Origin of the sequence: Asticcacaulis sp. (assembly GCF_035497195.1) — a bacterium.
Taxonomy (GTDB): Bacteria; Pseudomonadota; Alphaproteobacteria; order Caulobacterales; family Caulobacteraceae; genus Asticcacaulis.
Genome location: NZ_DATJDZ010000017.1, coordinates 40778 through 64689, shown reverse-complemented (window position 1 = coordinate 64689; position 23912 = coordinate 40778). Strand labels below are relative to the sequence as shown.

The window sequence follows — 23912 nt, the reverse complement described above, 5'->3', positions numbered from 1 at the left end:
ACCGCGCCGCTCTTGCGGCGTGGTGGTGGGGTATCTTACTTTTCATATCCCAGCGCCGCGATCACCGGACCGATCTCATCCATAAAGGGCGCGAAGAAACGCTCATAGGGTTTCCAACGGCCGATCGAGCGATCGTTGAGCGGCTTCGATACCTGCGCGTAGGAAGGCGTCGGGGCGTGGCGCGGATTGGTATGGAAGCGCAAACACGCTTCGTGGAAGCCCAGTCCGATATGGCCGAGCACGCGCAGGGTGTGACCGCGTTGCTCCGCCACGAACTGTTCGTATTTCAGGTCGAGCGCTGGATGGCCGAGCGCCGCGTCATAGTGGCTGTTCAGGTCGTGCATGGCCACCATATGGGCGATAATGGTGTCCAGCTTATAACCCGAATTATAGCCGTGCGTCAGGTTATGCGACAGCATGGAGATGGCGACATCGAGCGGATGACGGATCATGCGGATAACCGCAGCCTCAGGGAAGGCCAGGCGGATCAGCGGCAGGTGGATATCATTGAGCGGCATCTTGTCGGTGAAGAAGCGCTTGTTCTCGCCTAATAGCCCGTAGGTTTCGGCGCGGCCAAGATAATAGTCACGCAACAGGCCGGGGATATGGTGGAAATCGGCGGTCTGCGATTGCGCCAGCCGCTGCGGGAAGGGCTGGTCGCCGGGCAGGAGGTCATCGATAAGCTTTTGCCACTCATGTACGAACGGCAGTTCACCGCCGGCGCTGACATCGGGATGGCTGTTGAGCATCTGCTCGATCAGGGTGGTGCCCGAACGCGGAAAGCCGAGGATAAAGATCGGCTGTGGCGTGTCCTTGCGGACACTGGCTTTGGGCAGCCGCGCCATGTTTTCCATTGTGAAAAAGTCTTTCAACCCGGCGAATTCGGCGGCCACCTTCGCCGCATCGTAACGCACGCCCATATCGCCGGCCAGCCGCGCCTTGGCGGTGACAAAACCCTGCATGGCCTCGTCATGACGGCCCAATTTATCGAGCAGAACGGCACGTTCGAGCAGGGCGGGCGCGGCCATTTGATCTTTCGACGGGTCGATCAGGTCCAGGGACTGTTGTGGTTGGTCGGCATGGCGCAGGTAAAGCGCGCGCAGCAGGGTGAAATCTTCGCCGGTGCGTTTGCCGAGCGCTTCGGCGCGTTCAAGCCAGATATAGGCATCGGCCATGTCGCGCTTGGCCTCATAGGCACGGGAAATATGCGCCATGATCTGCGCCACGTCGGACTGGAGCTTGTGCGCGTCCAGCAGGGCGGGCAGGGCCTCGTCGACCCGCCCTTGGTTGTATAGAGTTAGACCGAGATTGACGAGGATCTGTGGATGCGGTCCGGCGAGTTCGAGGGCGCGGCGGTTATGGAATTCGGCGGCGGGCAGGTCGTCCTTTTCGCCAAGAATGACCGCCAGTTGCAGATGGGCCTGCGGGTCTTCCGGCCGGGCGATCAGGGCGGCGCGGGCGGCGGTTTCCGCGGCCGTCTTCTGGCCTTGATCGTGCAGCAATTGCGTCAGGTCGTTGAGCGCCCAGTCGCTGGCTGGATCGTAGACGATGGCCTGCCGCATAGTCGCTTCGGCGGCGCGGAAATCCTTGCGTGACGACTGAATAACCGCCTTCAGTTCCAGCGCGTCGCCGTCGCTCGGCGCCTCGTTCAACCGCATCCCGCACAGGCTGAGCGCCCCGGAAATATCACCGGCCTGAAATGCCTGACGGCCCTTGAGAACAAGCGGGTGGGGCGATGCGGTCAATAGAACTCTTTCATGCGGCACTAACCCGTTATCTGTAGGGGGATTCTCGGCTTTCCTCAATAGAGCCTAACGGGCCAGGGTTTGCGCCACATAGGCCTTGAGCTGCTTTTCGATTTCCGGCGTCATGGCGCCGAACAGGCCGCGGGCATGGGCGGGGATGTGCGCCACGGCTTCCCCTTCGGGCTGAAAGAGAAAATGGTCGAATAGGGTACGCCAGCGCAGGCGTTCTTCCAGCGGCAAGTCGCGCAGGGTGAGCAGGCCGTGCATCAGGGTGGTCAGCGGCGTCGAGCGGGTGAGGTAGAGCGGCCCTTCGCGCCACCAGAAATTGATCATGGCGCCGAAATTTTCCATTGATTCAACGTGGTGGAACCACAGGCTGGGCAGATAAAGTACGTCGCCAGGCTCCAGATCGGCCACCTCGGCATGAGGCATGGCGTCGGCGAATTTCGGGAAGGCGTCGAAATCCGGCTTGTAAAAATCGACCAGGCTGGTCGGTTGTCCGGCCAGGGTCAGGTCAAGTGGGGTGATATAGAGATTGTCGATCTGGTCGATCGGAAAGAGGGTGAACCGCCGCTTGCCGGCCACCACACAGGCCAGGTTTTGCGGCAGGTCCCAATGCGCGGCCGTGCGCGTCTTGTTGCCGATCCACAGCGAAATCTGGCGCGGTTTATCTGGGGGCATCAGGTCGAGCGTGTTTTCAGCCAGCACGCCCGGCATGATGTGCTGAACCGGTACGCCGCCGGCATAGTGGGTTGGCGCGGTGTCATCGTCACGGTCACGCAGCAGCAGGCCGGCGATCACGGAAAAAGGCAGTTGCCGCTGCTGGTGATTGAGGCCGCGCAGGTCATCGCTGAAACTGTAGCGACCGTCTATCTCCGGCCTGGCGGAGAGAAATGTGATCTTTTGCTCGTTGGCGTGGGCGCTGAAGTAGTCGCAAAGGGCCTCAACGCCTTGCGCCGCTTTTGCCACCGCCGGCCAGTGGCGGGCAGCGCTTTTCAGGATGGCGGGGCGTTGGAACGGCAGGATGTCACGCTCGAAGACCTGCCGGTCAACGCCCTCAAAAATCTGAACTTTTTTAGCCTCATCCAACCACATGCGGCAGAGGTAGCACCTCCGCCGCACAAGGGTCAAGCCGCGGGTTTTGCGCGTAACGGCAGCCCGAAGACCGGCCGCAGGATTGGTATCCGCCGGACGATGAGGTAGGTCAGGCCGCAGCCGCCAATGGTGAGGATGACCAGCAATGTGGCTTCCAAGGCGACGGGCAAATGCAGCCGGTTGAGGTTATAGGCGGCCACAACGATGATCGTCTGGTGAATGATGTAGAAGGGAAAGATCGCTTCGGTGAGCGTCCGGCGGATCGGGCCGTCAGCAGCAGCAAGATGCTGGCGGGCGAAGCCGAGCAGGGCCATGATAGCGAAGATTGCCTGCTGAGACTTCAGCCCGGCGCCGAGAATATGTCCCATCCGTTCGCTCAAGGTCCCGCCGATGAGGCCGAAATAGGCCAGCACTAGGATGCCGTAAGCGATGAGCGCCATGAACAGGCTGAGGAAGCGCGCCTTGCGGGCGATTTCAAAAAACCGGTCGAACCGCGCCACCATCACGCCCAGTATGAAGAAACCGAAGGAATTGGCGTGGACATACCAGTCGCCGACAAAGGCGTGGGTTTCCTCGAAAAGCGGCATAAGGAACACCTTGGCGGCCCAGAACAGCGCAAAGGGGACGAGAAAATAGACCGGTGCGGGCAGTGCTCTGGCCCATTGCATCGGCAGGCGTTTCAGCAGGGGCCAGACGCAAGCAAAAATGAGGCAATAAGCCAGCAGATAGGCGACATACCACAGATGATTCCAGGTTGGCACGATCAGGCAGCCGTTATGGTCGCACCAGCCCTTATGCGCGGTCAGGTACTTGCCGTAGAAATCGAGATAACCGCCGGAGAAATGGAGATCCGAGACGATCTCGTAATAGCTCTGCGGCGGCACGATGACCAGCATCCCGAACAGAAGTGGCCAGAACAGGCGATTGAAACGCGAGTCGGCGAAGCGCAGGGGCGTGGTTTTGTCGACCATGAAGCGCGCCGCCACGCCGGAAATAAAGAACAGCAATTCCAGTCGCCATGGATTGACCAGCAACATCAGCGGTTCGATCGCTGTGCCGGCATGGTCGCTTTTGACATGCCAGTCCCAGGTCACATAGAACATGCCGATGTGGTAGAAGATCAACAACCCGAAGGCGATGATGCGCAGCCAGTCGAGGTCATAGCGCCTGGTCGTCGTATCCATTTCTCTCTCCCATAAAAGTCACTGGAAATGTCATAGACACGCGGCTAGTCTGGCCGAAATCGCCAAGACATGGATGGCGGCCGGCATGGGACAAGCGGTGATGAGCGGAGACAAGACAGGGACAGGCGGTAGCCTTGCAGTGACGAACGGATTCATCCCTTTCCGGCTCTATGCAACCTTTGCCGCGTTTCTGTTGGTCGTGATTATTGTCAATATTTCCTCTCATGCCATCGAGGAACCGGGGCTGGCTCTATGGGAACCCGCGCTATGGGAGTTTTCCAGCTATGTCGCCATCCTGATCCTGACGCCGGCGGTCTGGCTCGGTTATCAGCGGTTCCACTGGCAGAGACTGGGCGTGCCGCGTTTTCTGATGGTCCAGATTGCTTTTTGCGGGCTGTTTTCACTGGCTCATATTGCGATCATGGTCGCTATTCGCGTGGTGGGCTATGGTGTTGTCCATGAGCATTACAATTTCGCGCAAGGTCATCTGTCGCTGGAACTGATCTATGAAGGCCGCAAGGACGCGCTGACCTTCCTGGTGATTTGCGGGTTCATTTGGGTCTATGAGCGCCTGAACCAACCGGCGGCGATGGCGTTACCGGAACGTATCGAGGTCCGTTCGGATGGCCGCACGCTTTATCTCACGCCAACCGAGATAGTCTATGCCGAGGCGGCGGGTAATTATGTTGAATTGTATCTGACCAATACGCCGAAGCCGCTGCTGCTGCGCGGCACCTTGAGCGAATACGAAAAGCGATTGGGTGCTTATGGATTCGCGCGTATCCATCGTTCCCGGCTGCTCAATCGCGCCCATATGCGCAGTTTTGCCGCCACGCCTTCGGGTGATCTGCGTATCACCCTGACCAATGACCGCGAACTGATCGGCAGTAGAAGATTTCGTAATAATCTCCTCCCCATTTCTTAAATGGGGAGGAGATTTCTAGCCGAACTGAAACGACGGCGGCCGGTCGGCGATATCGAAACCGAACGCCGGATTGGGTTTGTCCGACATCACAAACACCAGTTCGCCGCCCTGCATCAGGTCGGCATGGCCGATCCATGAGCGCGGATACGGGCGTCCATTCCATAAAACGCGTTCGATATAGGGCTTGTCACCGGCGCCTTCGGCCGTAATGGTCAGGCGTTTACCGTCGGGCAGGGCGACGCGCGCCTGCGGAAACAATGGCGAGCCGAAGACATAGACACCGCCAACGGGATCGACCGGATAGAAGCCGAGGGCCGACAGGATATACCACGCGCTCATCTGGCCGCAGTCTTCATTACCGGCCATGCCGTCGGGCGCGGCGTGGTACTGGGTTTTCAGTATCTCGCGGATGCGTGCCTGGGTTTTGTAATGCGCGCCGCACCAGGCGTAGAGATAGGCGATATGGTGGCTCGGTTCGTTGCCATGAACATATTGCCCGATCATGCCGGTCATGTCGGGCGGGGCATCCGGCGGCAGATCGGACGGCGCATTGAACAGGGCGTCGAGCCTGGCTTCGAAAGCCGCATCACCGCCGAACAGGCTGATATGGCCATAGAGATCATGCTGGTTCAGGAAGGTGGCTTGCCAGGCATTGCTCTCGGTATAGTCCCACCAGCGTTTGGAATCGTGTCCCATGCTGCGCGGATCGAAGGGCAGCGCCCACTGGCCGCTCATCAGGCGCGGCCGGCAGAACTGCGTTTTTGCATCGAAGACATTGCGGTAATTGCGCGAGCGTTCACGCAGAAGCGCCGCGTTCATATAGTCGCCGGCGGCCTGGGCGATATGCGACATGGCCCAGTCGTCATAGGCATATTCCAGCGTCTTGGAGACGGATTCGCCTTCCAGGTCGCAGGGGATGAAGCCAAAGCCGCGATAGGCATTAAGGCCCGGCGTGTTGCGACCAAAGGCCAACTGGCGATAGAGCGCCCAGGCACGCTTGGCATCGACGGGGAGGCCCTTGTGGATCGCTTCGGCGATAACCACAGCCGAGTGCCAGCCGATCATGCAGAAGGTCTCGACGCCTTGCAGCGGCCAGATCACCGGCCCCGATGGACTTTGTTCGCCCTGTTCGATCAGGTTTTGGGCGAAGGCAGCTGCGCGTGATGGATCGATGATTGTCATCAACGGATGCAGGGCGCGATAGGTATCCCACAGGCTGTAGGTGCTGTAGTTCAGCTTGCCGGCTTCAAGCTGATGTATCTGCTTGTCCATGCCACGATAACGGCCGTCAGAATCGCAGAACAGTGTAGGCGCCAATTGCGCGTGGTAAAGCGCGGTATAAAAAATCGCGCGCTGATCGGCGTCATCCGTGGTGATTTCGATCGGCGACAGATGCGTGTCCCACTGCGTTTGCGCCTGCGCCGACATCGCCTCGAAGTCGAAGCCCAATCCGTCTTCGTCGAGATTTCGCAAGGCTCCGGCGATATCGACCGCCGACAGGCCCACCTTGACCAGCAGCGGACCTTTCAGCGTCTGTCCGAAATGCAGGGCCACCTTCAGAGATTGCCCTTCATAGGTGGTGGCGCCGGTAATCTCGGTGTCATCCTTGTAGAAGGTCATCGAATCGGCCGGCTGCGACAGCTTCATGGCGAAATGGATATAGCGCCCCTGCGCCCATTGCCGGACCTGCCGAGAGCCGACCAGCACCTGCTCGTCACGCAGTTCGATCGACGAGGCGATGATCTTTGTGGCGCTGCCATCGTAATTGCGGAAGCCATGCGCCCAGTCGATCAGCAGGTGGGCGTCCTTGCCTGTGGGGAAGGTATAGCGATGGATACCGGCGCGGGTTGAGGCCGTCAGTTCGGCGCGGATGCCGGTTTCCGGTAAAACAAGACTGTAATAGCCGGGGCGCGCCGTCTCCTGATCGTGGCTCATCGGCGTGCGGTAGCTGCCTTCGGGATCGGCCAGCGTCCCCGGCTTGATGCGCACCTCGCCGATCGCCGGCACCACCAGAAGATCGAGCATATCCGAGGCGCCGGTGCCGGAGAGGTGGGTGTGCGAGAAGCCGAGCAGGGTTTTGTCGTCGTAATAATAGCCGGAGCAGGCGTCCCAGCGGGCGTTGTCGGTATCGGGCGACAACTGCACCATGCCGAAGGGCACGCTGGCGCCAGGGTAGACGTGGCCGTGACCGCCGGTGCCAATCATCGGATCGACATATTGGGCGTAACCGGCGGTTTGCGCATGGGACAGACGGGGCATGGCGGAGGCAAATCCCGCAGCGGCGGCGGAGGTCAGAAGTGAGCGACGCGAAAGCATTGAACCCCCGAAAACATACTTACATCAGTTTCGACTTGCGCCGCACAATGTCAAGCACCAGCTCACCGAACAATGTATTGGCCCAGGCGAACCATGGCCGGGTGAACTGTGTCGGATCGTCCTTGTGGAAGCTCTCGTGCATGAAGCCGGTATCGGCCGTGGTCGCTTTCAGGGTAGCAAGCGAGGCGGAAATCTCAACCTCGTCATCACTGGTGAGCGCCCGCATGATCAGCGACATCGGCCAGATCATGTCCAGGCCGATGTGCGGGCCGCCAATGCCTTCCGCCGCCGTGCCCTTGAAGAAGTACGGATTGGCGTCGCTCCACACGGCGGCGCGCGTGGCCTGGTAAAGCGGATCGGTCGTCTCACAGATATCGAGATAGGGCAGGCCCAGCAGGCTGGGCACATTGGCGTCGTCCATAAAAAGCGTATTGCCGAAACCATCCGCCTCATAGGCCCAGACGATGGTGCCGCCAAAAGAACCACCAGCCATCCGGTGCTTGCCATATTGTGCGGCGGCGGTGCCGATCTCATCGGCCAGTTCGGCGCAGGTGGTGCGGAAAGCGGCGTCGAAACCGAGACTGGCCATTTCCGCCAGTTGCCGCAAGCTGACAGCGGCAAACAGATTGGACGGGATGAGGAAGGGCAGGACGCAGGCATCATCCGAAGGCCGGAATCCGGAATGGATCAGCCCGACTTTTTTGGTCGGCGCGCCATAGCCGTTGAGCGGCATCATTTCATTGGAGGAAGTGGCCTTGCGCATAAAGCGATAGGGGCCGGGATCGGTCTTGCGCTGCTGGGCTTTGAAGGTTGCCACGATCGTCTGCATGGCCTGTCGCCATTCGGCATCAAACGGCGTCGTGTCGCCGGTGGCCTTCCAGTAGCCATGCGCCAGGCGGATCGGATAGCACAGGCTGTCGATCTCCCATTTGCGCTCGGCCACGCCCGGTTTCATCTCAGTGTCGTCGGCCTGCGACCATTCGAGGTTCGATTTCGCCGCCGGATCGCGCATGAAGGCGTTGGCGTAGGGATCGATCAGGATACAGCGCGCCTGCCGGCCGATCAGGCCCTGGAAAAGCTGGGTGAGCGCCTTGTCCCTGGCGGCATAGGGCAGGTAAGGCCAGACCTGCGCCGACGAGTCGCGCAGCCACATGGCGTCGATATCACCGGTGATGATGAAGGTATCGGGTTTTCCATTGATAATGGAGGTGGTGACGGTGGTGTCGAGCGTATTGGGGAAGCAATTCTCGAACAGAACCGCGAGGGGCTTGTCCTTCAGCTTCTTTTTGGTCTGGGTGATGACCTGCTCGATGGCCGGACTGACGAATTTGCGCTCGCTGACCGGCGGACGGCCGGATTTGGTCTGGGCTTTGGCGTTTCCTGCGGCCAACAGGGCGGCCAGGCTTACGAGCAGTTCACGCTTGCTGAGTTTCACGCCGTACCCCTGATATCGATTTCATTACTGTCATAGTGACAAAGGATGACAGCAGCGTAAAGCCTATACCCGTTTGAGGTGCGGCATAACGCGGGCTTCCAGCAAAGCGATCAGTTCCGGTTGCATAAAGGTGTAGTCGTCAGGAATATCGAGGCAGACGACTCTTGCCCAGCCGAGATATTTTTTGAACTGACGGTTCAGCTTGGCGCGGTGCGTCTTTTCCATGACGAAGATGATATCAACGCCTTCGAGGTGTTCCGGTATCAAAAGTTCCTCGGCATCAGGTGCCAGTCCTGCCGAATTGGCTTCCACGTCGGGATATGCGGCGAAGACCTGCTCGGCGGTCGGACTGCGCAAGCGGTTGCGACTGCAAATGAATAGAATACGTTTCATTGTGTGGGTGTAGCAGAAAGCCAGAAACCCCACCACCAACGCACAAGTGCGCGTTGGTCCCCCTCCCCAACACGTTGGGGAGATATAAGAGGAACAATTTTTTGTACCTCCCCGGTTTAACGGGGAGGGGGACCACGCCTGAAAGGCGTGGGGGGGTGGCTTTCTTACAAATTCAGCAAGGCCGGATCGCCGCCCTGCGCGGTGATGTTGATCGACACCGCCCGTTCGGACGCATAGCGCGTCAATGACAATGGCCCGCCGGCTTTCGGACCGGTGCCGGAAAGGCCCTCGCCACCAAAAGGCTGCACCCCGACCACTGCGCCGATCACCGTGCGGTTGACATAGACATTGCCGGCCGGGATGCTATGCATGATCTTTTCGGCAAAGGCCTCCAGCCGTGAATGTATGCCCAGGGTCAGGCCGTAACCGCGCGCCGCCAAGGCTCGCGTCATCTCTTCCGGCTTTTGGGAATCGTAGCGAACGATATGCAGAACCGGTCCGAAGACCTCGCGTTCCAGTTCCGCCGGAGAATGCAGTTCGATCAGGGTCGGCGGGAAGAAATGGCCATTCAAACCGGCCGGGACCGGTGTCTGGTAGATATTCTTGCCGGCGGCTTTCATTCTCTCGACATGCTCTTGCAGCAACTCCAGCGCATCGGCGTCGATCACCGGGCCGGTATCGGTGGTGAAGTCGGCGGGATCGCCGATGATCAACATATCCATCGCGCCTTTCAGCGTTTCGATATAGGCGTCGGCCACTTCATTAGGCAGGAACAGCAGGCGCAGGGCCGAACAACGCTGGCCGGCGGAGCCAAAAGCCGAGGCGATGACATCATCGACCACCTGTTCCTTGAGCGCCGTGGTATCGACGAACATGCCGTTCAGCCCGCCGGTTTCAGCGATGAAGGGCACGATCGGGCCGTCCTTTTTGGCCAGTGTCAGGTTGATCAGCCTTGCCGTGTCGGTGCCGCCGGTAAAGGCGACGCCGGCGATACCGGGATAGTCCACCAGCGCCGCGCCGATTTTCGCACCGTCGCCAGGCAGCAGTGCCAGCAGATCGGGATGCAGGCCCGCGCCATAGAACAGCTTCACGGCTTTCTGGGCGATCAAGGGGGTCTGTTCGGCGGGCTTGGCCAGCACGGCATTGCCGGCGGCCAGGGCGGCAGCGATCTGACCAGTGAATATGGCCAGCGGGAAGTTCCACGGCGAAATGCAGACGAAGACGCCGCGGCCGTGCAGTGCGTGCGAATTGCGTTCGCCGACCGGGCCGGTGAGGACGGTTGGCTTGCCAAATTGTTCGCGCGCCAGCTTGGCATAATAACGGCAGAAGTCGGCGGCTTCACGTACCTCGGCGATGGCGTCCGGCCAGGTCTTGCCGGCCTCACGCACCATGATGGCGCAAAGCTTATCGTGGCGGGATTCGAGCGCATCGCCCATAGCTTCAAGCACTTTCGCCCGGCCGTCGCCACCCAGTACATTCCACGCCGGTTGCGCAGCATCGGCGCGCTGGAAGGCCTCGGTGATCATGATCGGGTCGGCATCATGGACCTCGCCGACGATGCGGGTGATATCGGCCGGTGCGAAGACGTGCGCGGCATAGGTCGAATGTGGTTTCCCGCCGATCAGGGCATTGGCTTCCCTGGGGGCGGCATCGATCGCCCGCATTGTCGCCGTCAGGCGTTCGCGCACGGCGCTGATACTCACATCCGGCCCGTGGGAATTGAGCCGGTCGCCGTACATGTCACGTGGCAGGGGCAGCTTGGCATGGCGATCCGGATGGGCCATGACTTTTTCGACCGGATCGGAAATGACGTCCTTCGGGTCGATCTTTTCATCGAGCAACGCATTGACGAAGGACGAGTTGGCGCCGTTTTCCAGCAGTCGGCGCACCAGATAGGGCAGCAGGTCTTCGTGACCGCCGACCGGCGCATAGGCACGCAATGGGAAGGTCTCGAACTGTTCGGCGGCCTCGGCATAGAGCTGTTCCCCCATGCCATGCAGGCGCTGAAATTCGACGGTAACGCCCTTGGCATTGGCCATGCGGCGGACGGCGGCCAGAGAGTGCGCGTTGTGCGTGGCGAACTGCGGATAGATAAACGGCGTGGCGTCGATCAGCGCCTTGGCACAGACCAGATAGCTGAGGTCGGTCGCCGCCTTGGTGGTGTGGACCGGATAGTCTTCGCGGCCATAGACCTGCGCGCGCTTGATTTCGGTATCCCAATAGGCGCCCTTGACCAACCGCACCATTAGCCGCCGTCCGCTCTTTTCGGCCAGGGTGCGCAGGGCGGCGATCACTTCCGGGCATCGCTTCTGGTAGGCCTGAACCGCCAGTCCGAGGCCCTTCCACTCACCTAGTTCCGGCTCATGGGCGAGGCGGTCGAGTATCTTCAGCGACAGCGCCAAACGGTCAGTTTCCTCGGCGTCGAGCGTGAAATTGATATTGGCCTTGGACGCCTGGATAGCCAGAGCCTTTACTCTTGGATAAAGGTGCTCGAAAACGTCTGCTGCCCTAGCCGCTTCATAACGTGAATAGAGCGCTGACAGCTTGACCGAAATGCCGTGATCTGCCTCTGGGCCGGCGGTGGCAACCTTTGACAGGGCATTGATGGCGGCGGCATAGGATTTGGTGTAGCGGCGGGCGTCGTGCTCGGTGCGGGCGCCTTCGCCCAACATATCGAACGAACACAGATAACCATCCTTTTTCGCCCGTTTCAGCGCGGCCTCGATGGTGCGGCCGAGCACGAACTGCTCACCCATGATCCGGATGGCCTGCGCCACGGCGCGGCGGATGACTGGCTCGCCGAGGCGGGCCGCCAGATTGGTGACATAGCCGCCGACGTCTTTCTTGGCCTGTTCCTCGACATCGATGATCTTGCCGGTCAGCATCAGGCCCCAGGTCGAGGCATTGACGAACCAGTTATCGGATTGCCCCAGATGCGAGGCCCAGTCGGCCGAGGCGATTTTTTCGGCGATCAGTTGGTCCCGCGTCGCCTCATCAGGTGTGCGCAACAGGGCTTCGGCCAGGCACATCAGGGCCAGACCTTCCGCCGTACCGAGCGAAAACTCCTTCAGGAAACTCTCGACCACGCCCTGTTTCTGTGCGGCTTTGCGCGTGGCGCGCACCAGAGATTCCGCTTCGGCCCGCACTACGGCGCGGGTCTGGTCATCAAGCGGACTGGCCTTCATCAGCGCCGCGCAGATGGCGGCGTCGCTGATGTATTTGTTGTGATCGAGGCTGTCCCAGTCATAAACGAACGCACGCGAAAACGGGGCGGAATCGGGCATGGGCGGCTCCTGCTGAGACATCCGGACGCCTCGCTGAGTGAGCGTCCTGTCCGTCATATCTGTTACACTTGCGACAAATCTGGCAAGCGAAAAGAACGGTGTTTCCGGAAGCTTTGGATCACGTCTGCGTTTGCGCGATCGCCTTCGCGGCCGCCACAGCGCTAGAAAAACACGCCTGCAACAGATAGCCGCCGGTTGGAGCTTCCCAGTCGAGCATTTCGCCGATCGCATAGACACGAGGCAGCGCTCTCAATTCGAAATCCGGCGTCAGGGCGTCGAATTTGATGCCGCCGGCCGAGGAGATGGCGCGGTCCAGGCCTTGCGCGCCGGTCAGTCGTACCGTTACCGTCTTGAAGTCCGCTCCCGGTTTTTCATGAATCAGGGCGATGGCTGCCGGCGACAGATTGAGGGCCTTGCGCAGGCGGTTGCTTTGGCTGTCCTTGGGGGAGGCGCGTTTTAGTTTATTGACCGCCTGATCCGCCGTCAGGTCGGGGCGCAGGTCGATAACCAGATCGGCGTGGCCGTCCTTGTTTATGGCGTCACGCAGCGCCGCGCTGAGGGCGTAGATGGCCCCGCCTTCGAGGCCGTTACGGGTCAGCATCAGTTCGCCCTTGATCTCACGACCGGCAAATTTCACAGCGATATTTTTCAACGGTTCACCGGCGAACCTGTCGGCGAACTGCGCGCTCCATGTGGTTTGGAAACCGGCATTGGCCGGCTGGAAGGGCGCTATCTCCACGCCTTTTTCACGCAGCGCATCCATCCAGCCACCGTCACCGCCAAGCTTCGGCCAACTGGCCCCGCCGAGCGCCAGTATCGTCGCGGCGGGCACAATGCGCACATCGTCATTGAACAGAAGCGCTTCGCTTGATTCTTTTTTGGCCCAGCCGCGCCAGTCATGCCGCGTATGCAGTTTTACGCCCTGCGTCTCCAGTCGTTTCAGCCAGGCGCGCAGCAGGGGCGAGGCCTTCATCGCTTTCGGAAATACACGCCCGGAAGAGCCGACAAAGGTCTCCGCGCCCAATTCATCGGCCCAGGCGCGCAAATCCTTCGGCGGGAAGGCTTCCAGCGCCGGTCGCAGGCTTTGCGCCCGTTTGCCGTAGCGCGTCACGAAGCGATCGAACGGCTCGGAATGGGTAAGATTCAGCCCGCCACGTCCCGCCATCAGGAACTTGCGCGCCACGGAGGGCATGCGGTCGTAGATTTCAACGCGCAATCCGGCGGCGCTCAAACGGTCGGCGGCCATCAGGCCCGCGGGGCCGGCGCCTATGATAACAATCGGGTTTTTCATGCGGCGCGTCATAGCCTGTTATGTAAGGCCGCGCCACGGTTACCGGATGCCGCCATGATTTTATCCATTAACCGCACTCATTGAATCCTTATGCGCAATCTTTGATTTTGGTCTGACGTGGCGATCATGTCCACGCAATCTGAGAAGGACATCTGATCATGAAGCGCATTATTCTGTTTACCGTTATCGCCATTCTGCCGATCCTGGCCGCCTGCCATACCGTTCAGGGCGCCGGCGAAGATGTGACCGCCGTTGGCAAGGGCATGGAAAGCGCCGCCAGCAATTGATGGCGGTGTAGATCGTAAAGACCAGGCCCATGACATAGGCGTGTCATGGGTCTTTCTCTTTGCATGGAGCCATATTTCCCGTAAATTCGCCGCAATTACGAGTCACACTCGTAATGTATTAATTCTGAGGATATAAAACCATGAAACGTCTTGCCCTTATCGCCGTTATCGCCCTTCTGCCTATGCTGGCCGCCTGCCACACCATTCAAGGCGTCGGCAAGGATATCACTGCCGTTGGCAACGGTATGGAAGACGCGACGCACTAATCATGCAGCGCCGCGCTTTCCTGACCGGCCTTCCGGCGCTTGCTTTGGCGAGTGCGGCATCGGCTGCTCCGGATAAGTGCGGCGTTTTTCTAAAGGCCGCACACGCGCAGACGCGCCATGCCGTCAGCTATGACAGCGGTTATACGCGAATCGCCTATCCAATGGGTGACGTGGCCTCCAATAAAGGGGTCTGCACCGACGTGGTGATCCGCGCCTATCGTCCGATAGGTATCGATCTTCAGCAACTGGTCCATGAGGATATGGCGGCGCACTTCAGTCTTTATCCGAAGACCTGGGGGTTGAAGCGCGCCGACAGCAATATCGATCATCGCCGTGTGCCCAACCTGCGCGTATTCCTCAATCGGTTCGCCGGGTCGTTGCCGATAACGCAAAAGCCGGAGGATTACGCCGCCGGCGATCTGGTCACCTATCGCCTGCCGGGAAACCATCCGCATATCGCCATCGTCAGCGACGAACGCGCCTTTTTCGACAAACGCAGGCCCTTGATCATCCATAATATCGGCTGGGGGCCGAAGCAGGAAGACAGCCTTTTCGGCGCCGAAATCACCGGGCATTTCCGTTATGGCATTTGAGGGTTATAATCGCTGGCGATTTCCGGAATCGGCGTTATGACCTTCAGGCGTTTCCTCATCTGGCTGGGCGAAAGACTGATCGAGTGGCAGTTGGCGATCGCCCTGTTGCTGGCGGTGAAATTCGGGCTGCCGGTGACGCCGCAAAGCTATGTTGATGTCAACACCTTCGCCGCCGGTGTGCGCGAGACTTTAAGTAATAGTCTCGCCGATGCCGCCTTCATGACGCAGAACTTCATGAATGGCGACTGGAGCCTGTACTGGTGGAAAAGCTGGCGGGCCGCCGGCTGGATCATCGGTATCCATATCTATCTGCAAGGCCTTTATTTGTTCACCTCGCTGCTGGCGCGGCGGATCGCGCCCGAATATTCCGTCATGGGCGGCGTTATCGCTTTTCTTGTCAGCTTCGCGGTGATCTGCGGCCTGCATTATGAAAACCGCGATCCCGAAAGCCTGCGTCTGGCGCTTTGTTTGCTGGCCGGCGGGCTTGCGGCCGTGACCCTGAGTGCGGCTTTCGGGACGCTTTTCACCGAGCCTGCGAAGCCGGTGACGCGGCGATATTCGCCTTTGCCGCGTGGTCCGGTATTTGCCGAAGACCTGCCGCCGGAATTACCGAAAGACCTGCCGGCGGTGGCCGCGCCCCAGCCGTCAATTTTCCGCCGCGAACGCCTCTATTTCAGTGATTAACACGGCTTTCCGCTCGTCGCCGAGAAACGCGCCGTTGATGCTGTTGCGCGCCAGGGTCAGGCAGTCCGCGCGGTTGATCAGACCAAGCCGGGTCAGGCTCAGGAAATTGTCGTTCACATAGCCACCGAAATAGGCCGGATCATCGGAATTGATCGTGGCGCGCAACCCCTTTTTCAGCATGTCGGGGATCGGATGGTCGTTCAGGTCTTTCACCACGCACAGCTTGTGATTGGACAGCGGACAGACCGTCAGCGTCAGGCCTTCGCGCACGATATGTTCAACCAGAACAGGATCTTCCAGCGAACGGTTGCCATGGTCGATGCGGTCGATATGCAGGACATCCAGCGCTTCATAGACATAGGCCGGCGGGCCTTCCTCACCGGCATGGGCGCAGAGTTTCAGTCCCAGTTCGCGCGCCTTGGCGAAGACATTGGCGAATTTCGACGGCGGATGGCCGATTTCCGATGAATCCAGCCCAACGCCGATGATCCGGTCGAGATACGGCACGGCCATAGCCAGGCTCTCGAACGCGGCTTCTTCGGACAGATGGCGCAGGAAACTGTGGATCAGCGATACCGATAGCCCCAACGTTTCGGCATCTTGCGCCGCGCGGCTCAGGCCCTCGATGACGAACGCGTAGGGGATGCCACGATCGGTATGGGTCTGCGGATCGAAAAAGATTTCAGCATGACGGACATTATCGGCCACGGCCCGATGGAAATAGGCCATTGCGAGGTCATAGAAATCGGCCTCGGTGCGCAGCACATCGGCGCCCGTGTAATAGATATCGAGGAAATCCTGCAAATTGGAGAAATTATAGGCGGCGCGCAGGGCTTCGATACTGTCGTAGGGCAAGGCGATGCCATTGCGCCGGGCCAGTTCGAACATCAGTTCCGGCTCCAGCGAACCTTCGATATGCAGATGCAGTTCGGCCTTGGGCAGACCGGCGACAAAGGCATCGAGTGAGGTGTCGGACATGGAAAGCCTCTTTTCTAAGTCTTGAATTTTGGCATCTATAGTGCCAAATAAAGACCTGAATTTGACACCGAGAATTGATCATGGCCAGTGCAATCTTGGCGACTATGAGCGCCAGTATTTCTGAACTCAAGAAGAATCCGATGGGGACGGTGGAAACCGGAGAGGGAGGGGCCGTGGCCATTCTCAACCACAATACGCCAGCCTTTTATTGTGTGCCGGCTAAGGCCTATGAAGCCTTGATGGATAGGCTTGAAAATTTTGAGTTGAATGCGATCGCCGATGCACGGCAAGGACAAAAGGTGATCAAGGTCGATCTGGATGATTTATGAGCTTGCCTTCCTCGACGAGGCCTTGAAGGAATGGCGTAGGCTAGACGCCAATACCCGTCAGCAATTCAAGAAAAAGCTCGCGGAACGGCTGGAAAATCCACGTGTGCCGGCGGCTAAACTGATCGGCGCCAAGGATCGCTATAAAATCAGGCTGGCGAGTATCGGCTACCGGCTGGTCTATGAAATTCGTGACGCCGAAATCTTGGTGCTCGTAATTGCGGTGGGCCGCCGAGATCGGAGCGCAGTTTATAAGGCGGAGGATCAGCGTTAGAATTCCTTTTCTCTGATATAGACTCCGATCACCGCGCCTTGGCTCACCGCGAACGAGACGACCGGAAAATTTACGCCACAGTCTTTTGAGGGGCGGGTTTTTCAAGCTGTCGCAAGTCGAGGCCGCGCGTTTCCGTGCCGTACTTGATGAACAGACCCAGGGTGATCAGGATGGGCACCATGATCATGCCGGCGGCGATGCCCAGCGGTGGCACCAGAGCGGTGATGCTGAGCGTTTGCGCCAATACGCCACCGATTTTTGAGCAGGCGGCCACCCAGCCGGTGGCGCGTCCGCGGACCTTCAGCGGATAACTTTCCGACGCGTAAGGCAACAGAATGGCCAATATGCCGTTCGAGCCGATGATCAGCAGCGCGACCGGGAAAACCGGGCTGCCACCCGCATGACCTTCCAGCAGCAAGACCCAGCCCAGCCCGGCGAAAGTGACGGCGATCATCAGGATCAGCGACCATTTGGTGCTCCACTGGCTGTAGATCCATGTACACAGGAAAACGGTCGGGAAGGCGATCAGCGCCGATTCCGCCAAAAGACGGGACGAGACGCCCATGCTGTAGCCCTTGGCCACCAGATCAGCGGGCAGCCACAGCAGCAGGCCAAAATTGATCAGGCCCCAGGCGATGGCGGCGATGCTGAGGGCCGCCGTCTTGCCGATCAGCGCGGTGGTCCACAAGCCTGGTTCGGGCGCATGGGGTTCGCCGTGCGCGTGATGATGGCCGTGGCTGATCAGTTCGGTCGGGTCTTCCTCGTCTTCCGCCAGAACGCGGCTGACCGTGCCGAAGCGGTTCATGACCTGATGCGCCTCATGTTCGCGGCCGCGCGCCAGCAGGAACTTGGCCGATTCAGGGATCAGCCCGCCCATGAAGACGAGCAACAGGCCGGTTGGCAGGTTGAGCAGCCACATGATGCGCCAGCTATAGGTCGGCACCAGCAGCGCTGAAAAACCACTGGCGGCGAAATAACCGCCGACCGCGCCCAGCCCGCCGACCAGCACCAGCGCCCAGCCGCGATGCTTTGACGGCATGGTTTCCGCCAGCAGGGCGTAGGTGACTGGCAACATGCCGCCGGCGCCGGCGCCCATCAGGAAGCACATGACGATGTTCCAGTTCAGTGATGGCATGGCGCCGCAGATCGACGTGCCGACAAAGACGACGGCGGACAGGAGGATGGACGCCTTGCGCCCATAGATATCGGCGATAATTCCCCATAAAACCGAGCCGCAGACTGTGCCAACAAGGGCGAAAAAGGGGACCAGCGCCGCCTGGGCCTTGGATACGCCGTATTCATGCACCAGGCCCGGCATGACGAAGCCGAGCGCCGCCGGTTTCATGACGTCGATGATCAGGGCGACGACGAGCACGACCATCAGGCCCCAATGGGCGATATGAAGTTCGGCGTCTTCCGGCGCGGCGACGACAATGCGCGACGCCGATTTGACCTGCTGGCCGATCGCGGTTGGCAACAGGCCGTAGGCGGCCACGCCAATGCCGGCCACGATCAGGAACATGCCGAACAACATGCCGTTATCCATCGGCATCCCGGCCATGGCGAAACCCATATCCTTCGCCATCCAGAACATCGGGAAGTGCAGCAGGACGCCGACAGTCACCATAGCGCAACCAAACGCGAAGGCCCATGCGCCGCGTCTGCCGTGAAATGTATTGGCGTTCATGTGCCCGTGCCCTTGTGTTGTTTTTTCTAAGGCATACGCACAATTTAGCAAAAATAAAGCTTAAAATTCATAAGCTTCGATGATTTTGACAACATTAAATTGTTGCTACATTGGCAACCTTAAGATTGTGCCGGGGTTTGCGACGGCGCAGCGCTTGGGCGCGCTGTATATTCCGACGGCACATGGTGGCCGCGACGCACCAGCTTTTCGGTCATGATCGTGTTTTTCATGACAAAGGCCGAGACCATGAAGGCCGTGCAGCAACCGGCCAGCAGCGGCAGCAGGGTGTTGAACTGTTGCGTGATCTCCAGCGCGAACAGCACGGAGGCGAACAGGGCGCGCGACGCCCCGGCGAAACAGGCGGCCATGCCGACCAGTCCGGCCATGCGCAGGTCGATATCGAGCATCGGCACGGCGGCCTTGAAGACCTGTGCCGTCAGCACGCCCAGTCCGCCGCCGATAGTGAAGATCGGCGCCAGGGTGCCGCCCGATGTGCCGCTGCCGAGCGCGATCGACCACGAAACGAATTTCAGCAGGCAGAAGACGAGCAGGGCCGTGCCAAGAAAGTCGCCGCTGAGGATGCGGTCGATATTGGCGTAACCGACGCCCATTGTCTGCGGTGCGAAGACGCCGACAATGCCCACCACCCCGCCGCCGATGGCCGGCCACCACATCCAGTGGATCGGCAGGCGCTCGAACAGGTCCTCGATGATATAGGTCGATTTGGCGATGACGACGGCGAACAGGCCCAGCACCGCGCCGAGCGCCGCGTAGGCGATCAGGGCTTCGGAACTGGCTGGCGCAAAGGCGGCGATGTGGAACACCAGTTCCGTACCGAAGAAGAAAGGGCGCATGATGATGGCGGTCATAGCGGCCAGCGCGATGGGGATGAAGGAGCGCGGGCGGAATTCAAACACCAGCAGTTCGATGGCGAGCAGGATAGCGGAAAACGGCGTGCCGAAAATGGCAGTCATGCCGGCCGCCGCGCCGGCCGCCAGCAGGGTCTTGCGTTCATGCGCCGTGACGTGGATCAACTGGCCGATCAGCGAGCCGAGCGCGCCGCCGGTGGCGATGATCGGGCCTTCCGCGCCGAAGGGGCCGCCGCTGCCGATGGCAATGGCGGCGGACAGGGGCTTGAGGAAGGTCATCCGCACGGGGATGCGGCTGTCATTGGTCAGGATCTGCTCCATCGCCTCCGGGATGCCGTGGCCGCGGATGGCCTTGGCGCCATAGCGCGCCATCAGCCCGACGATCAGCGAACCGATAACTGGCACGGCGATAACGAACAGGCCGAGATGGTGATCGGCGGGCGAGGTGAGATCGAACGACACGCGCTGATAAAAGGCCAGGTTGGTGATCAATCCGATCAACGCCATCAGGCCGCGAGCGATCGGCGTCATGACCAGGGCCAGGCAGATGCACAGCATCCCGACCAGCAGGCTGCGGCGATCGAGGGCGCGCGGATGGCGCTCGACATCGGCTTTTTCCAGCACCGGGCCAATGCCGAGCGACAGCGGCAGGCCGGGGGTGGTGGAGGCGTTTTTCAGGTCGTGGTTACTCATGAGGGTCACTTTTATCTTCAAAGAAAAAGGCGGCGGGCTGGTCGGCCAGGCGGGCGGCGTTGATCAGGGCATCGAGGCCGCCGGCGAGATCAGACAGGGTTTGTGGCGGCAGGCGACTGACGGCCTGCATCAGTTTTTCGTGGGCGCTGAGCGGACTGGTTTCCAGCGCCGAACGGCCATCGGCGGTCAGATGAATTTCGACGCGGCGGCCATCGGTGGCGGCGCGCTCGCGGCGCACGAGGCCACGCGCTTCAAGGCGGCTGACGATTTCGGATACCGTGCTTTGATGCGTGAAGGTGAGGGCGGCCAGTTCATTGACCGAAATACCGTCGTGGTTCTCGATGCGCTTCAGCACCAGCAGTTGCGCCGGCGTGGGGCCGCTCGTCTGTTCGCTCTGACGCGTGGATTCGCGCAGGGCCTGTACGATGCGGCGCAACGAATCCATGACGATCTGGGGCTGGGTCAGTATATCGGACATTGTATGGGTTCCCATTTAATGGGGCCATAAACCTTGCGATGGGCTATGTCCAGTAGGATGGTCAGATATTTTTGTGCGCTGCGGTATTTAGTTTTTGTTTCAGGCTGACCGTCAGGAAGTCAGCGACGCGGCGGATGCGGGCATTGCTGCGGACCTCCTCGTGCATCACCAGCCAGACCGGCAAGGCGGGTAGGTTCATGCCGATATCGATGCGCTCCAGTTCCGGTTGGGCATCGGCCAGCAGGCATTGCGCAAAGCCGATTCCGGCGCCAGCCAGCAGCAGGTGCCAGCAAACCATCTGGTCGTCGGTCCGTACCGGGAACTGGTTGCGCGTCACTGGGAAGCCGCGGGCGGCATAGCCTTTCAGGATATCGTCGGCGCGATCAAAACCAATGACATCGTGGTCAAGAATATCGCGCATGGCCTGCGGACGCCCCTTGCGTGCGATATAGCTTTGCGCGGCGTATAGCCCCAGAGGGGTATCACCGAGCTTGCGGGCGATCAGGGCGTTCTGCGTCGGATCGAACATGCGCAGGGCGATATCGGCGTCGCGGCGCAGCAGGTTCTGTGAGGCGTCCGAAGCAACGATCTCGATCTGGATCAATGGTTCGGCCGCGCGCAGTTGCGCAATGATCGGCGGCAGGATCAGGTTCGACACCACGACCGAGGCGGTGAGGCGGACCGTGCCAGAAAGAGTCTCGGCCTTACCCTGGGCTTTCAATGCCAGGGCTTCGGCGGCGCGGCCCATGTCGCGGGCGTCGTCGATCAGGCTTAAGCCGGCTTCGGTCGGCTCCAGCCCCTTGACCGACCGGCGAAACAGGGGCGTACCGATGACAGTTTCCAACTCCTTGATCTGACGGCTGAGCGTCGGCTGAGTGGCGCCGATCCTTATCGCCGCAGCGGATAGTGAGCCGGTATCGATCGTGGCGAGGAAGGCGCGCAGCAGGGTCCAGTCGAGCATGACGATATATCCATATTTGCATACAATGTATCAAGATATGCGCAATTTGTATGCGTAATTAAATGAATTAAACCTTGTCTTGTCAACTGAAGGAGGTATGAAAAATGAAAACGGTTCTGGTTTTGGGCGCCAATGGCGGCGTCGGCAAGGTGGTGGCGAAAGCGTTTCTGGAAAAGGGCTGGCGGGTGCTCGGTCTGGTGCGCGCCGGCAAGGCAGCCGGCGAGGGGATTGTCCCGATTCATGCCGACCTGTTCGATGCGGGCGCGGTCGCAAAAGCGTGCGGCCCGGTCGATCTGGTGTTCAACGGCCTCAACGTACCCTATCCGGTTTTGGCGGAGAAAGCCCTGCCGACCTATACCGCGGCGGCCGATATCTGCGAGGCGCTGAATGCCCGCCAGATATATCCCGGCAGCGTCTATAATTTCGGTTCCTCCATGCCGCCGGTCCTGACCCCGCATACGCCGTTTGCGGCTGATACGCTGAAGGGCCGTATCCGGGTCTCGATCGAAGCCCTGTTCCGGGAGCGCGCCGAAGTCGGTCGCCTGCGCACCATCGTCATCCGCGCAGGTGATTTCTTCGGCTCCGAGGCGCCGATGAGCTGGATGCAGGCCCTGGTAGCCAAAGACCTCGGTAAGGGCAAGATCGTGACGCCCGGTAAAATGACAACCATCCACGCCTGGGCCTTTCTGCCTGATCTGGCGGCTACTGTGGTCAGGCTGGCGGAAGTCGAAGGGACGCTTGGCGCCTACGAAGTCTTCCATTTCGAGAACCACAATGTCTCGGCGAAACGGCTGGCGGAGGCGGGGCGTCTGGCTTTGGGGCGCCAGGTTACGGTGGGCCATATGCCGCGCATCCTGTTTTCGCTGATTGCCCTGTTTGATCCCTTCATGCGGGCGGCCCTGGAAATGCTGTACCTGTGGGATGTGCCGCACGCCTTGCGGGATGACCGACTGGCCAGGGTGATCGGAGAGGTGCCGCGCACGCCGCTCAGTGAAGCCATGAAGACTTTGCTTTGAAACCGGCCGGCCCTTGCCTATATAGGGCGCATGACCTCCCGCATTGCACAATTAACCTACGCTATCGGCGATATCCACGGCTATGACGATCTCTTTGAGCAGATAATCGAGCGAATCCGGGCTGATGCGGAAGGGCTGGGGGAACGTCCGCGCATTGTCCTGCTGGGTGACTATGTCGATCGCGGACCGGCCTCGCGCCAGGTTCTGGATCGGGTTGGGCGCCTGCTGGCGGCGGACTGGTGCGATGTAGTGGCGCTGATGGGTAATCACGAGGAAGCCCTGCTGCGCTTCCTCGACGAGCCTGAATTTGGCGATACCTGGCGCGACTGGGGCGGGGCGGCGACGCTCGATTCCTATGGCGTGGTCATGCCCTATATGGCGCGGTCCATGGAAATCTGGGACGAGGTCAGCCGCCGGTTCGCGGCGAAGCTCGATCCGGCGCACCTGGAGATGCTGCGCGCCATGCCGTCATCCTTCCAGTCGGATGACTACCTGTTCGTCCACGCCGGCGTCGATCCCGACCGGCCGCTGGCGGAACAGGACGGCGCCACCTTCATGTATATCCGCGGGCGTTTCCTAAGGGCGGATCAGGCGTGTGACTATGTAGTGGTGCATGGCCATTCGCCGCACAAGGTGCCGGCCAATACGCGCTGGCGGATCGGAATCGATACCGGCGTCTATTACAGCGGCGTCCTGACAGCGATGCGCCTGCGCGGCGAGGAACGCGAACTTATTCAGGTGCAGCGGGAGATGGATTTGGATCGTCCGCCACCGGTGTTTTTCTAACCTCATTAAGGCATCTGTTTTTTACTTTTGATATTTCGGTATCAAGCGGAGCCTAGCCATGGAAATTGCCCACTCCATGACCTCCAAAGGAATGTCCTCTTTAAATGTCGTGATAAACATTTCACCTATTTGATCAGAATAAAATATGTCGAAAAGTGGTTTCACATCATCGAGGGGATTTTCAACCTCTAGGTACATACCATCACGTACAATATCGCTACCTATAGTAATGGTGTAGTCTTGCCCTCTCAGGTGAAAATCCATTTCGATGCCATCTGTCTGAAATGAGTGCCAGTAACGGCTGTTGGGGTAAGCTACCTTGCTAAAAGGCAAAAGAAAAGGCGGG

The 23912-nt window shown here is 60.0% G+C and carries 23 protein-coding genes; 9 read left to right on the top strand and 14 right to left on the bottom strand.

Going from position 1 to position 23912, the window contains the following annotated elements; translation table 11 throughout:
- Nucleotides 1-35 precede the first annotated feature (35 nt).
- From VL130_RS09155 to VL130_RS09145, 3 genes are all read right to left on the bottom strand, one after another.
- A complete protein-coding gene (locus tag VL130_RS09155) occupies nucleotides 36-1745 on the bottom strand; it encodes a tetratricopeptide repeat-containing sulfotransferase family protein (protein ID WP_325362548.1) in 1710 nt (569 codons plus the stop codon).
- 66 nt (nucleotides 1746-1811) lie between these two features.
- Nucleotides 1812-2840, bottom strand: a complete 1029-nt coding sequence (locus tag VL130_RS09150; RefSeq protein ID WP_325362546.1) for a cupin-like domain-containing protein — start codon at nucleotides 2838-2840, stop codon at nucleotides 1812-1814.
- A 32-nt stretch (nucleotides 2841-2872) separates the two neighbouring features.
- Entirely contained in the window at nucleotides 2873-4024 is a 1152-nt protein-coding gene (locus VL130_RS09145) for an acyltransferase family protein (RefSeq protein WP_325362545.1), read from the bottom strand.
- Between the two features lie 139 nt (nucleotides 4025-4163).
- Here VL130_RS09145 and VL130_RS09140 point away from each other — a divergent pair, with 139 nt between their 5' ends.
- Nucleotides 4164-4949, top strand: coding sequence for a LytTR family DNA-binding domain-containing protein (locus VL130_RS09140; protein ID WP_325362543.1), 786 nt, complete (start codon nucleotides 4164-4166; stop codon nucleotides 4947-4949).
- A 15-nt stretch (nucleotides 4950-4964) separates the two neighbouring features.
- Here the strand turns inward: VL130_RS09140 and VL130_RS09135 are convergent, their stop codons facing one another.
- From VL130_RS09135 to VL130_RS09115, 5 genes are all read right to left on the bottom strand, one after another.
- Nucleotides 4965-7208 (bottom strand): GH92 family glycosyl hydrolase, encoded by a 2244-nt coding sequence (locus VL130_RS09135; protein ID WP_325362541.1) that lies wholly within the window; start codon nucleotides 7206-7208, stop codon nucleotides 4965-4967.
- A 76-nt stretch (nucleotides 7209-7284) separates the two neighbouring features.
- Nucleotides 7285-8700: a glycoside hydrolase family 125 protein gene (locus tag VL130_RS09130; RefSeq protein WP_325362540.1), complete on the bottom strand. Its 1416-nt coding sequence runs from the start codon at nucleotides 8698-8700 to the stop codon at nucleotides 7285-7287.
- Between the two features lie 63 nt (nucleotides 8701-8763).
- Nucleotides 8764-9057, bottom strand: a complete 294-nt coding sequence (locus VL130_RS09125; RefSeq protein ID WP_325362539.1) for a phosphotyrosine protein phosphatase — start codon at nucleotides 9055-9057, stop codon at nucleotides 8764-8766.
- Nucleotides 9058-9257: 200 nt separating this feature from the next.
- Complete coding sequence (gene putA, locus VL130_RS09120) at nucleotides 9258-12377, bottom strand: bifunctional proline dehydrogenase/L-glutamate gamma-semialdehyde dehydrogenase PutA (protein ID WP_325362538.1); 3120 nt, start codon at nucleotides 12375-12377, stop codon at nucleotides 9258-9260.
- 118 nt (nucleotides 12378-12495) lie between these two features.
- A complete protein-coding gene (locus VL130_RS09115; RefSeq protein WP_325362537.1) occupies nucleotides 12496-13668 on the bottom strand; it encodes a TIGR03862 family flavoprotein in 1173 nt (390 codons plus the stop codon).
- A gap of 158 nt (nucleotides 13669-13826) precedes the next feature.
- Here VL130_RS09115 and VL130_RS09110 point away from each other — a divergent pair, with 158 nt between their 5' ends.
- The 4 genes from VL130_RS09110 (at nucleotide 13827) to VL130_RS09095 (ending at nucleotide 15498) form a co-directional block, all read left to right on the top strand.
- Nucleotides 13827-13955 carry an entericidin gene (locus VL130_RS09110; RefSeq protein ID WP_325362536.1) on the top strand — a complete coding sequence of 43 codons (129 nt, stop codon included), beginning with the start codon at nucleotides 13827-13829 and terminating at the stop codon, nucleotides 13953-13955.
- A gap of 140 nt (nucleotides 13956-14095) precedes the next feature.
- On the top strand, nucleotides 14096-14221 hold the full coding sequence (locus VL130_RS09105; protein ID WP_325362535.1) for an entericidin A/B family lipoprotein: 126 nt from the start codon (nucleotides 14096-14098) through the stop codon (nucleotides 14219-14221).
- A gap of 2 nt (nucleotides 14222-14223) precedes the next feature.
- Nucleotides 14224-14814: a DUF1287 domain-containing protein gene (locus tag VL130_RS09100; protein ID WP_325362534.1), complete on the top strand. Its 591-nt coding sequence runs from the start codon at nucleotides 14224-14226 to the stop codon at nucleotides 14812-14814.
- Between the two features lie 36 nt (nucleotides 14815-14850).
- On the top strand, nucleotides 14851-15498 hold the full coding sequence (locus VL130_RS09095; RefSeq protein ID WP_325362533.1) for a hypothetical protein: 648 nt from the start codon (nucleotides 14851-14853) through the stop codon (nucleotides 15496-15498).
- On the opposite strand, the gene VL130_RS09090 is transcribed toward VL130_RS09095, so the two are convergent.
- Nucleotides 15460-16476 carry an adenosine deaminase gene (locus VL130_RS09090; protein WP_325362532.1) on the bottom strand — a complete coding sequence of 339 codons (1017 nt, stop codon included), beginning with the start codon at nucleotides 16474-16476 and terminating at the stop codon, nucleotides 15460-15462. The two genes, VL130_RS09095 and VL130_RS09090, sit on opposite strands and share 39 nt — an antisense overlap.
- 80 nt (nucleotides 16477-16556) lie before the next feature.
- Here VL130_RS09090 and VL130_RS09085 point away from each other — a divergent pair, with 80 nt between their 5' ends.
- Together VL130_RS09085 and VL130_RS09080 are read left to right on the top strand one after the other, a co-directional pair.
- Complete coding sequence (locus VL130_RS09085) at nucleotides 16557-16805, top strand: type II toxin-antitoxin system Phd/YefM family antitoxin (protein WP_325362531.1); 249 nt, start codon at nucleotides 16557-16559, stop codon at nucleotides 16803-16805.
- Nucleotides 16795-17076 (top strand): type II toxin-antitoxin system RelE/ParE family toxin, encoded by a 282-nt coding sequence (locus VL130_RS09080; protein WP_325362529.1) that lies wholly within the window; start codon nucleotides 16795-16797, stop codon nucleotides 17074-17076. The genes VL130_RS09085 and VL130_RS09080 overlap by 11 nt, the downstream gene beginning before the upstream one ends.
- A gap of 70 nt (nucleotides 17077-17146) precedes the next feature.
- Here VL130_RS09080 and VL130_RS09075 read toward each other — a convergent pair whose 3' ends face one another.
- From VL130_RS09075 to VL130_RS09060, 4 genes are all read right to left on the bottom strand, one after another.
- Nucleotides 17147-18763, bottom strand: a complete 1617-nt coding sequence (locus VL130_RS09075; RefSeq protein ID WP_325362528.1) for an MFS transporter — start codon at nucleotides 18761-18763, stop codon at nucleotides 17147-17149.
- Between the two features lie 119 nt (nucleotides 18764-18882).
- On the bottom strand, nucleotides 18883-20325 hold the full coding sequence (locus tag VL130_RS09070; protein WP_325362527.1) for a chloride channel protein: 1443 nt from the start codon (nucleotides 20323-20325) through the stop codon (nucleotides 18883-18885).
- On the bottom strand, nucleotides 20318-20803 hold the full coding sequence (locus VL130_RS09065) for a MarR family winged helix-turn-helix transcriptional regulator (protein ID WP_325362526.1): 486 nt from the start codon (nucleotides 20801-20803) through the stop codon (nucleotides 20318-20320). The genes VL130_RS09070 and VL130_RS09065 overlap by 8 nt, the downstream gene beginning before the upstream one ends.
- A gap of 61 nt (nucleotides 20804-20864) precedes the next feature.
- Nucleotides 20865-21764 (bottom strand): LysR family transcriptional regulator, encoded by a 900-nt coding sequence (locus VL130_RS09060; protein WP_325362525.1) that lies wholly within the window; start codon nucleotides 21762-21764, stop codon nucleotides 20865-20867.
- 104 nt (nucleotides 21765-21868) lie between these two features.
- On the opposite strand from VL130_RS09060, the gene VL130_RS09055 reads away from it, so the two are divergent.
- On the top strand, nucleotides 21869-22780 hold the full coding sequence (locus VL130_RS09055; protein WP_325362524.1) for an NAD-dependent epimerase/dehydratase family protein: 912 nt from the start codon (nucleotides 21869-21871) through the stop codon (nucleotides 22778-22780).
- 30 nt (nucleotides 22781-22810) lie between these two features.
- On the top strand, nucleotides 22811-23566 hold the full coding sequence (locus tag VL130_RS09050) for a metallophosphoesterase family protein (RefSeq protein WP_325362523.1): 756 nt from the start codon (nucleotides 22811-22813) through the stop codon (nucleotides 23564-23566).
- 21 nt (nucleotides 23567-23587) lie between these two features.
- Here VL130_RS09050 and VL130_RS09045 read toward each other — a convergent pair whose 3' ends face one another.
- Nucleotides 23588-23830, bottom strand: coding sequence for a hypothetical protein (locus VL130_RS09045; protein WP_325362522.1), 243 nt, complete (start codon nucleotides 23828-23830; stop codon nucleotides 23588-23590).
- Between the last annotated feature and the right edge of the window lie 82 nt (nucleotides 23831-23912).

Coding starts and splice junctions, on each gene's coding strand:
- VL130_RS09150 (WP_325362546.1), bottom strand. CDS start 2,840: ATGTGGTTGGATGAGGCTAAAAAAGTTCAGATTTTTGAGGGCGTTGAC.
- VL130_RS09145 (WP_325362545.1), bottom strand. CDS start 4,024: ATGGATACGACGACCAGGCGCTATGACCTCGACTGGCTGCGCATCATC.
- VL130_RS09135 (WP_325362541.1), bottom strand. CDS start 7,208: ATGCCCCGTCTGTCCCATGCGCAAACCGCCGGTTACGCCCAATATGTC.
- putA (WP_325362538.1), bottom strand. CDS start 12,377: ATGCCCGATTCCGCCCCGTTTTCGCGTGCGTTCGTTTATGACTGGGAC.
- VL130_RS09115 (WP_325362537.1), bottom strand. CDS start 13,668: ATGAAAAACCCGATTGTTATCATAGGCGCCGGCCCCGCGGGCCTGATG.
- VL130_RS09110 (WP_325362536.1), top strand. CDS start 13,827: ATGAAGCGCATTATTCTGTTTACCGTTATCGCCATTCTGCCGATCCTG.
- VL130_RS09105 (WP_325362535.1), top strand. CDS start 14,096: ATGAAACGTCTTGCCCTTATCGCCGTTATCGCCCTTCTGCCTATGCTG.
- VL130_RS09100 (WP_325362534.1), top strand. CDS start 14,224: ATGCAGCGCCGCGCTTTCCTGACCGGCCTTCCGGCGCTTGCTTTGGCG.
- VL130_RS09095 (WP_325362533.1), top strand. CDS start 14,851: ATGACCTTCAGGCGTTTCCTCATCTGGCTGGGCGAAAGACTGATCGAG.
- VL130_RS09090 (WP_325362532.1), bottom strand. CDS start 16,476: ATGTCCGACACCTCACTCGATGCCTTTGTCGCCGGTCTGCCCAAGGCC.
- VL130_RS09085 (WP_325362531.1), top strand. CDS start 16,557: ATGGCCAGTGCAATCTTGGCGACTATGAGCGCCAGTATTTCTGAACTC.
- VL130_RS09080 (WP_325362529.1), top strand. CDS start 16,795: ATGATTTATGAGCTTGCCTTCCTCGACGAGGCCTTGAAGGAATGGCGT.
- VL130_RS09075 (WP_325362528.1), bottom strand. CDS start 18,763: ATGAACGCCAATACATTTCACGGCAGACGCGGCGCATGGGCCTTCGCG.
- VL130_RS09070 (WP_325362527.1), bottom strand. CDS start 20,325: ATGAGTAACCACGACCTGAAAAACGCCTCCACCACCCCCGGCCTGCCG.
- VL130_RS09065 (WP_325362526.1), bottom strand. CDS start 20,803: ATGTCCGATATACTGACCCAGCCCCAGATCGTCATGGATTCGTTGCGC.
- VL130_RS09060 (WP_325362525.1), bottom strand. CDS start 21,764: ATGCTCGACTGGACCCTGCTGCGCGCCTTCCTCGCCACGATCGATACC.
- VL130_RS09055 (WP_325362524.1), top strand. CDS start 21,869: ATGAAAACGGTTCTGGTTTTGGGCGCCAATGGCGGCGTCGGCAAGGTG.
- VL130_RS09050 (WP_325362523.1), top strand. CDS start 22,811: ATGACCTCCCGCATTGCACAATTAACCTACGCTATCGGCGATATCCAC.
- VL130_RS09045 (WP_325362522.1), bottom strand. CDS start 23,830: ATGGATTTTCACCTGAGAGGGCAAGACTACACCATTACTATAGGTAGC.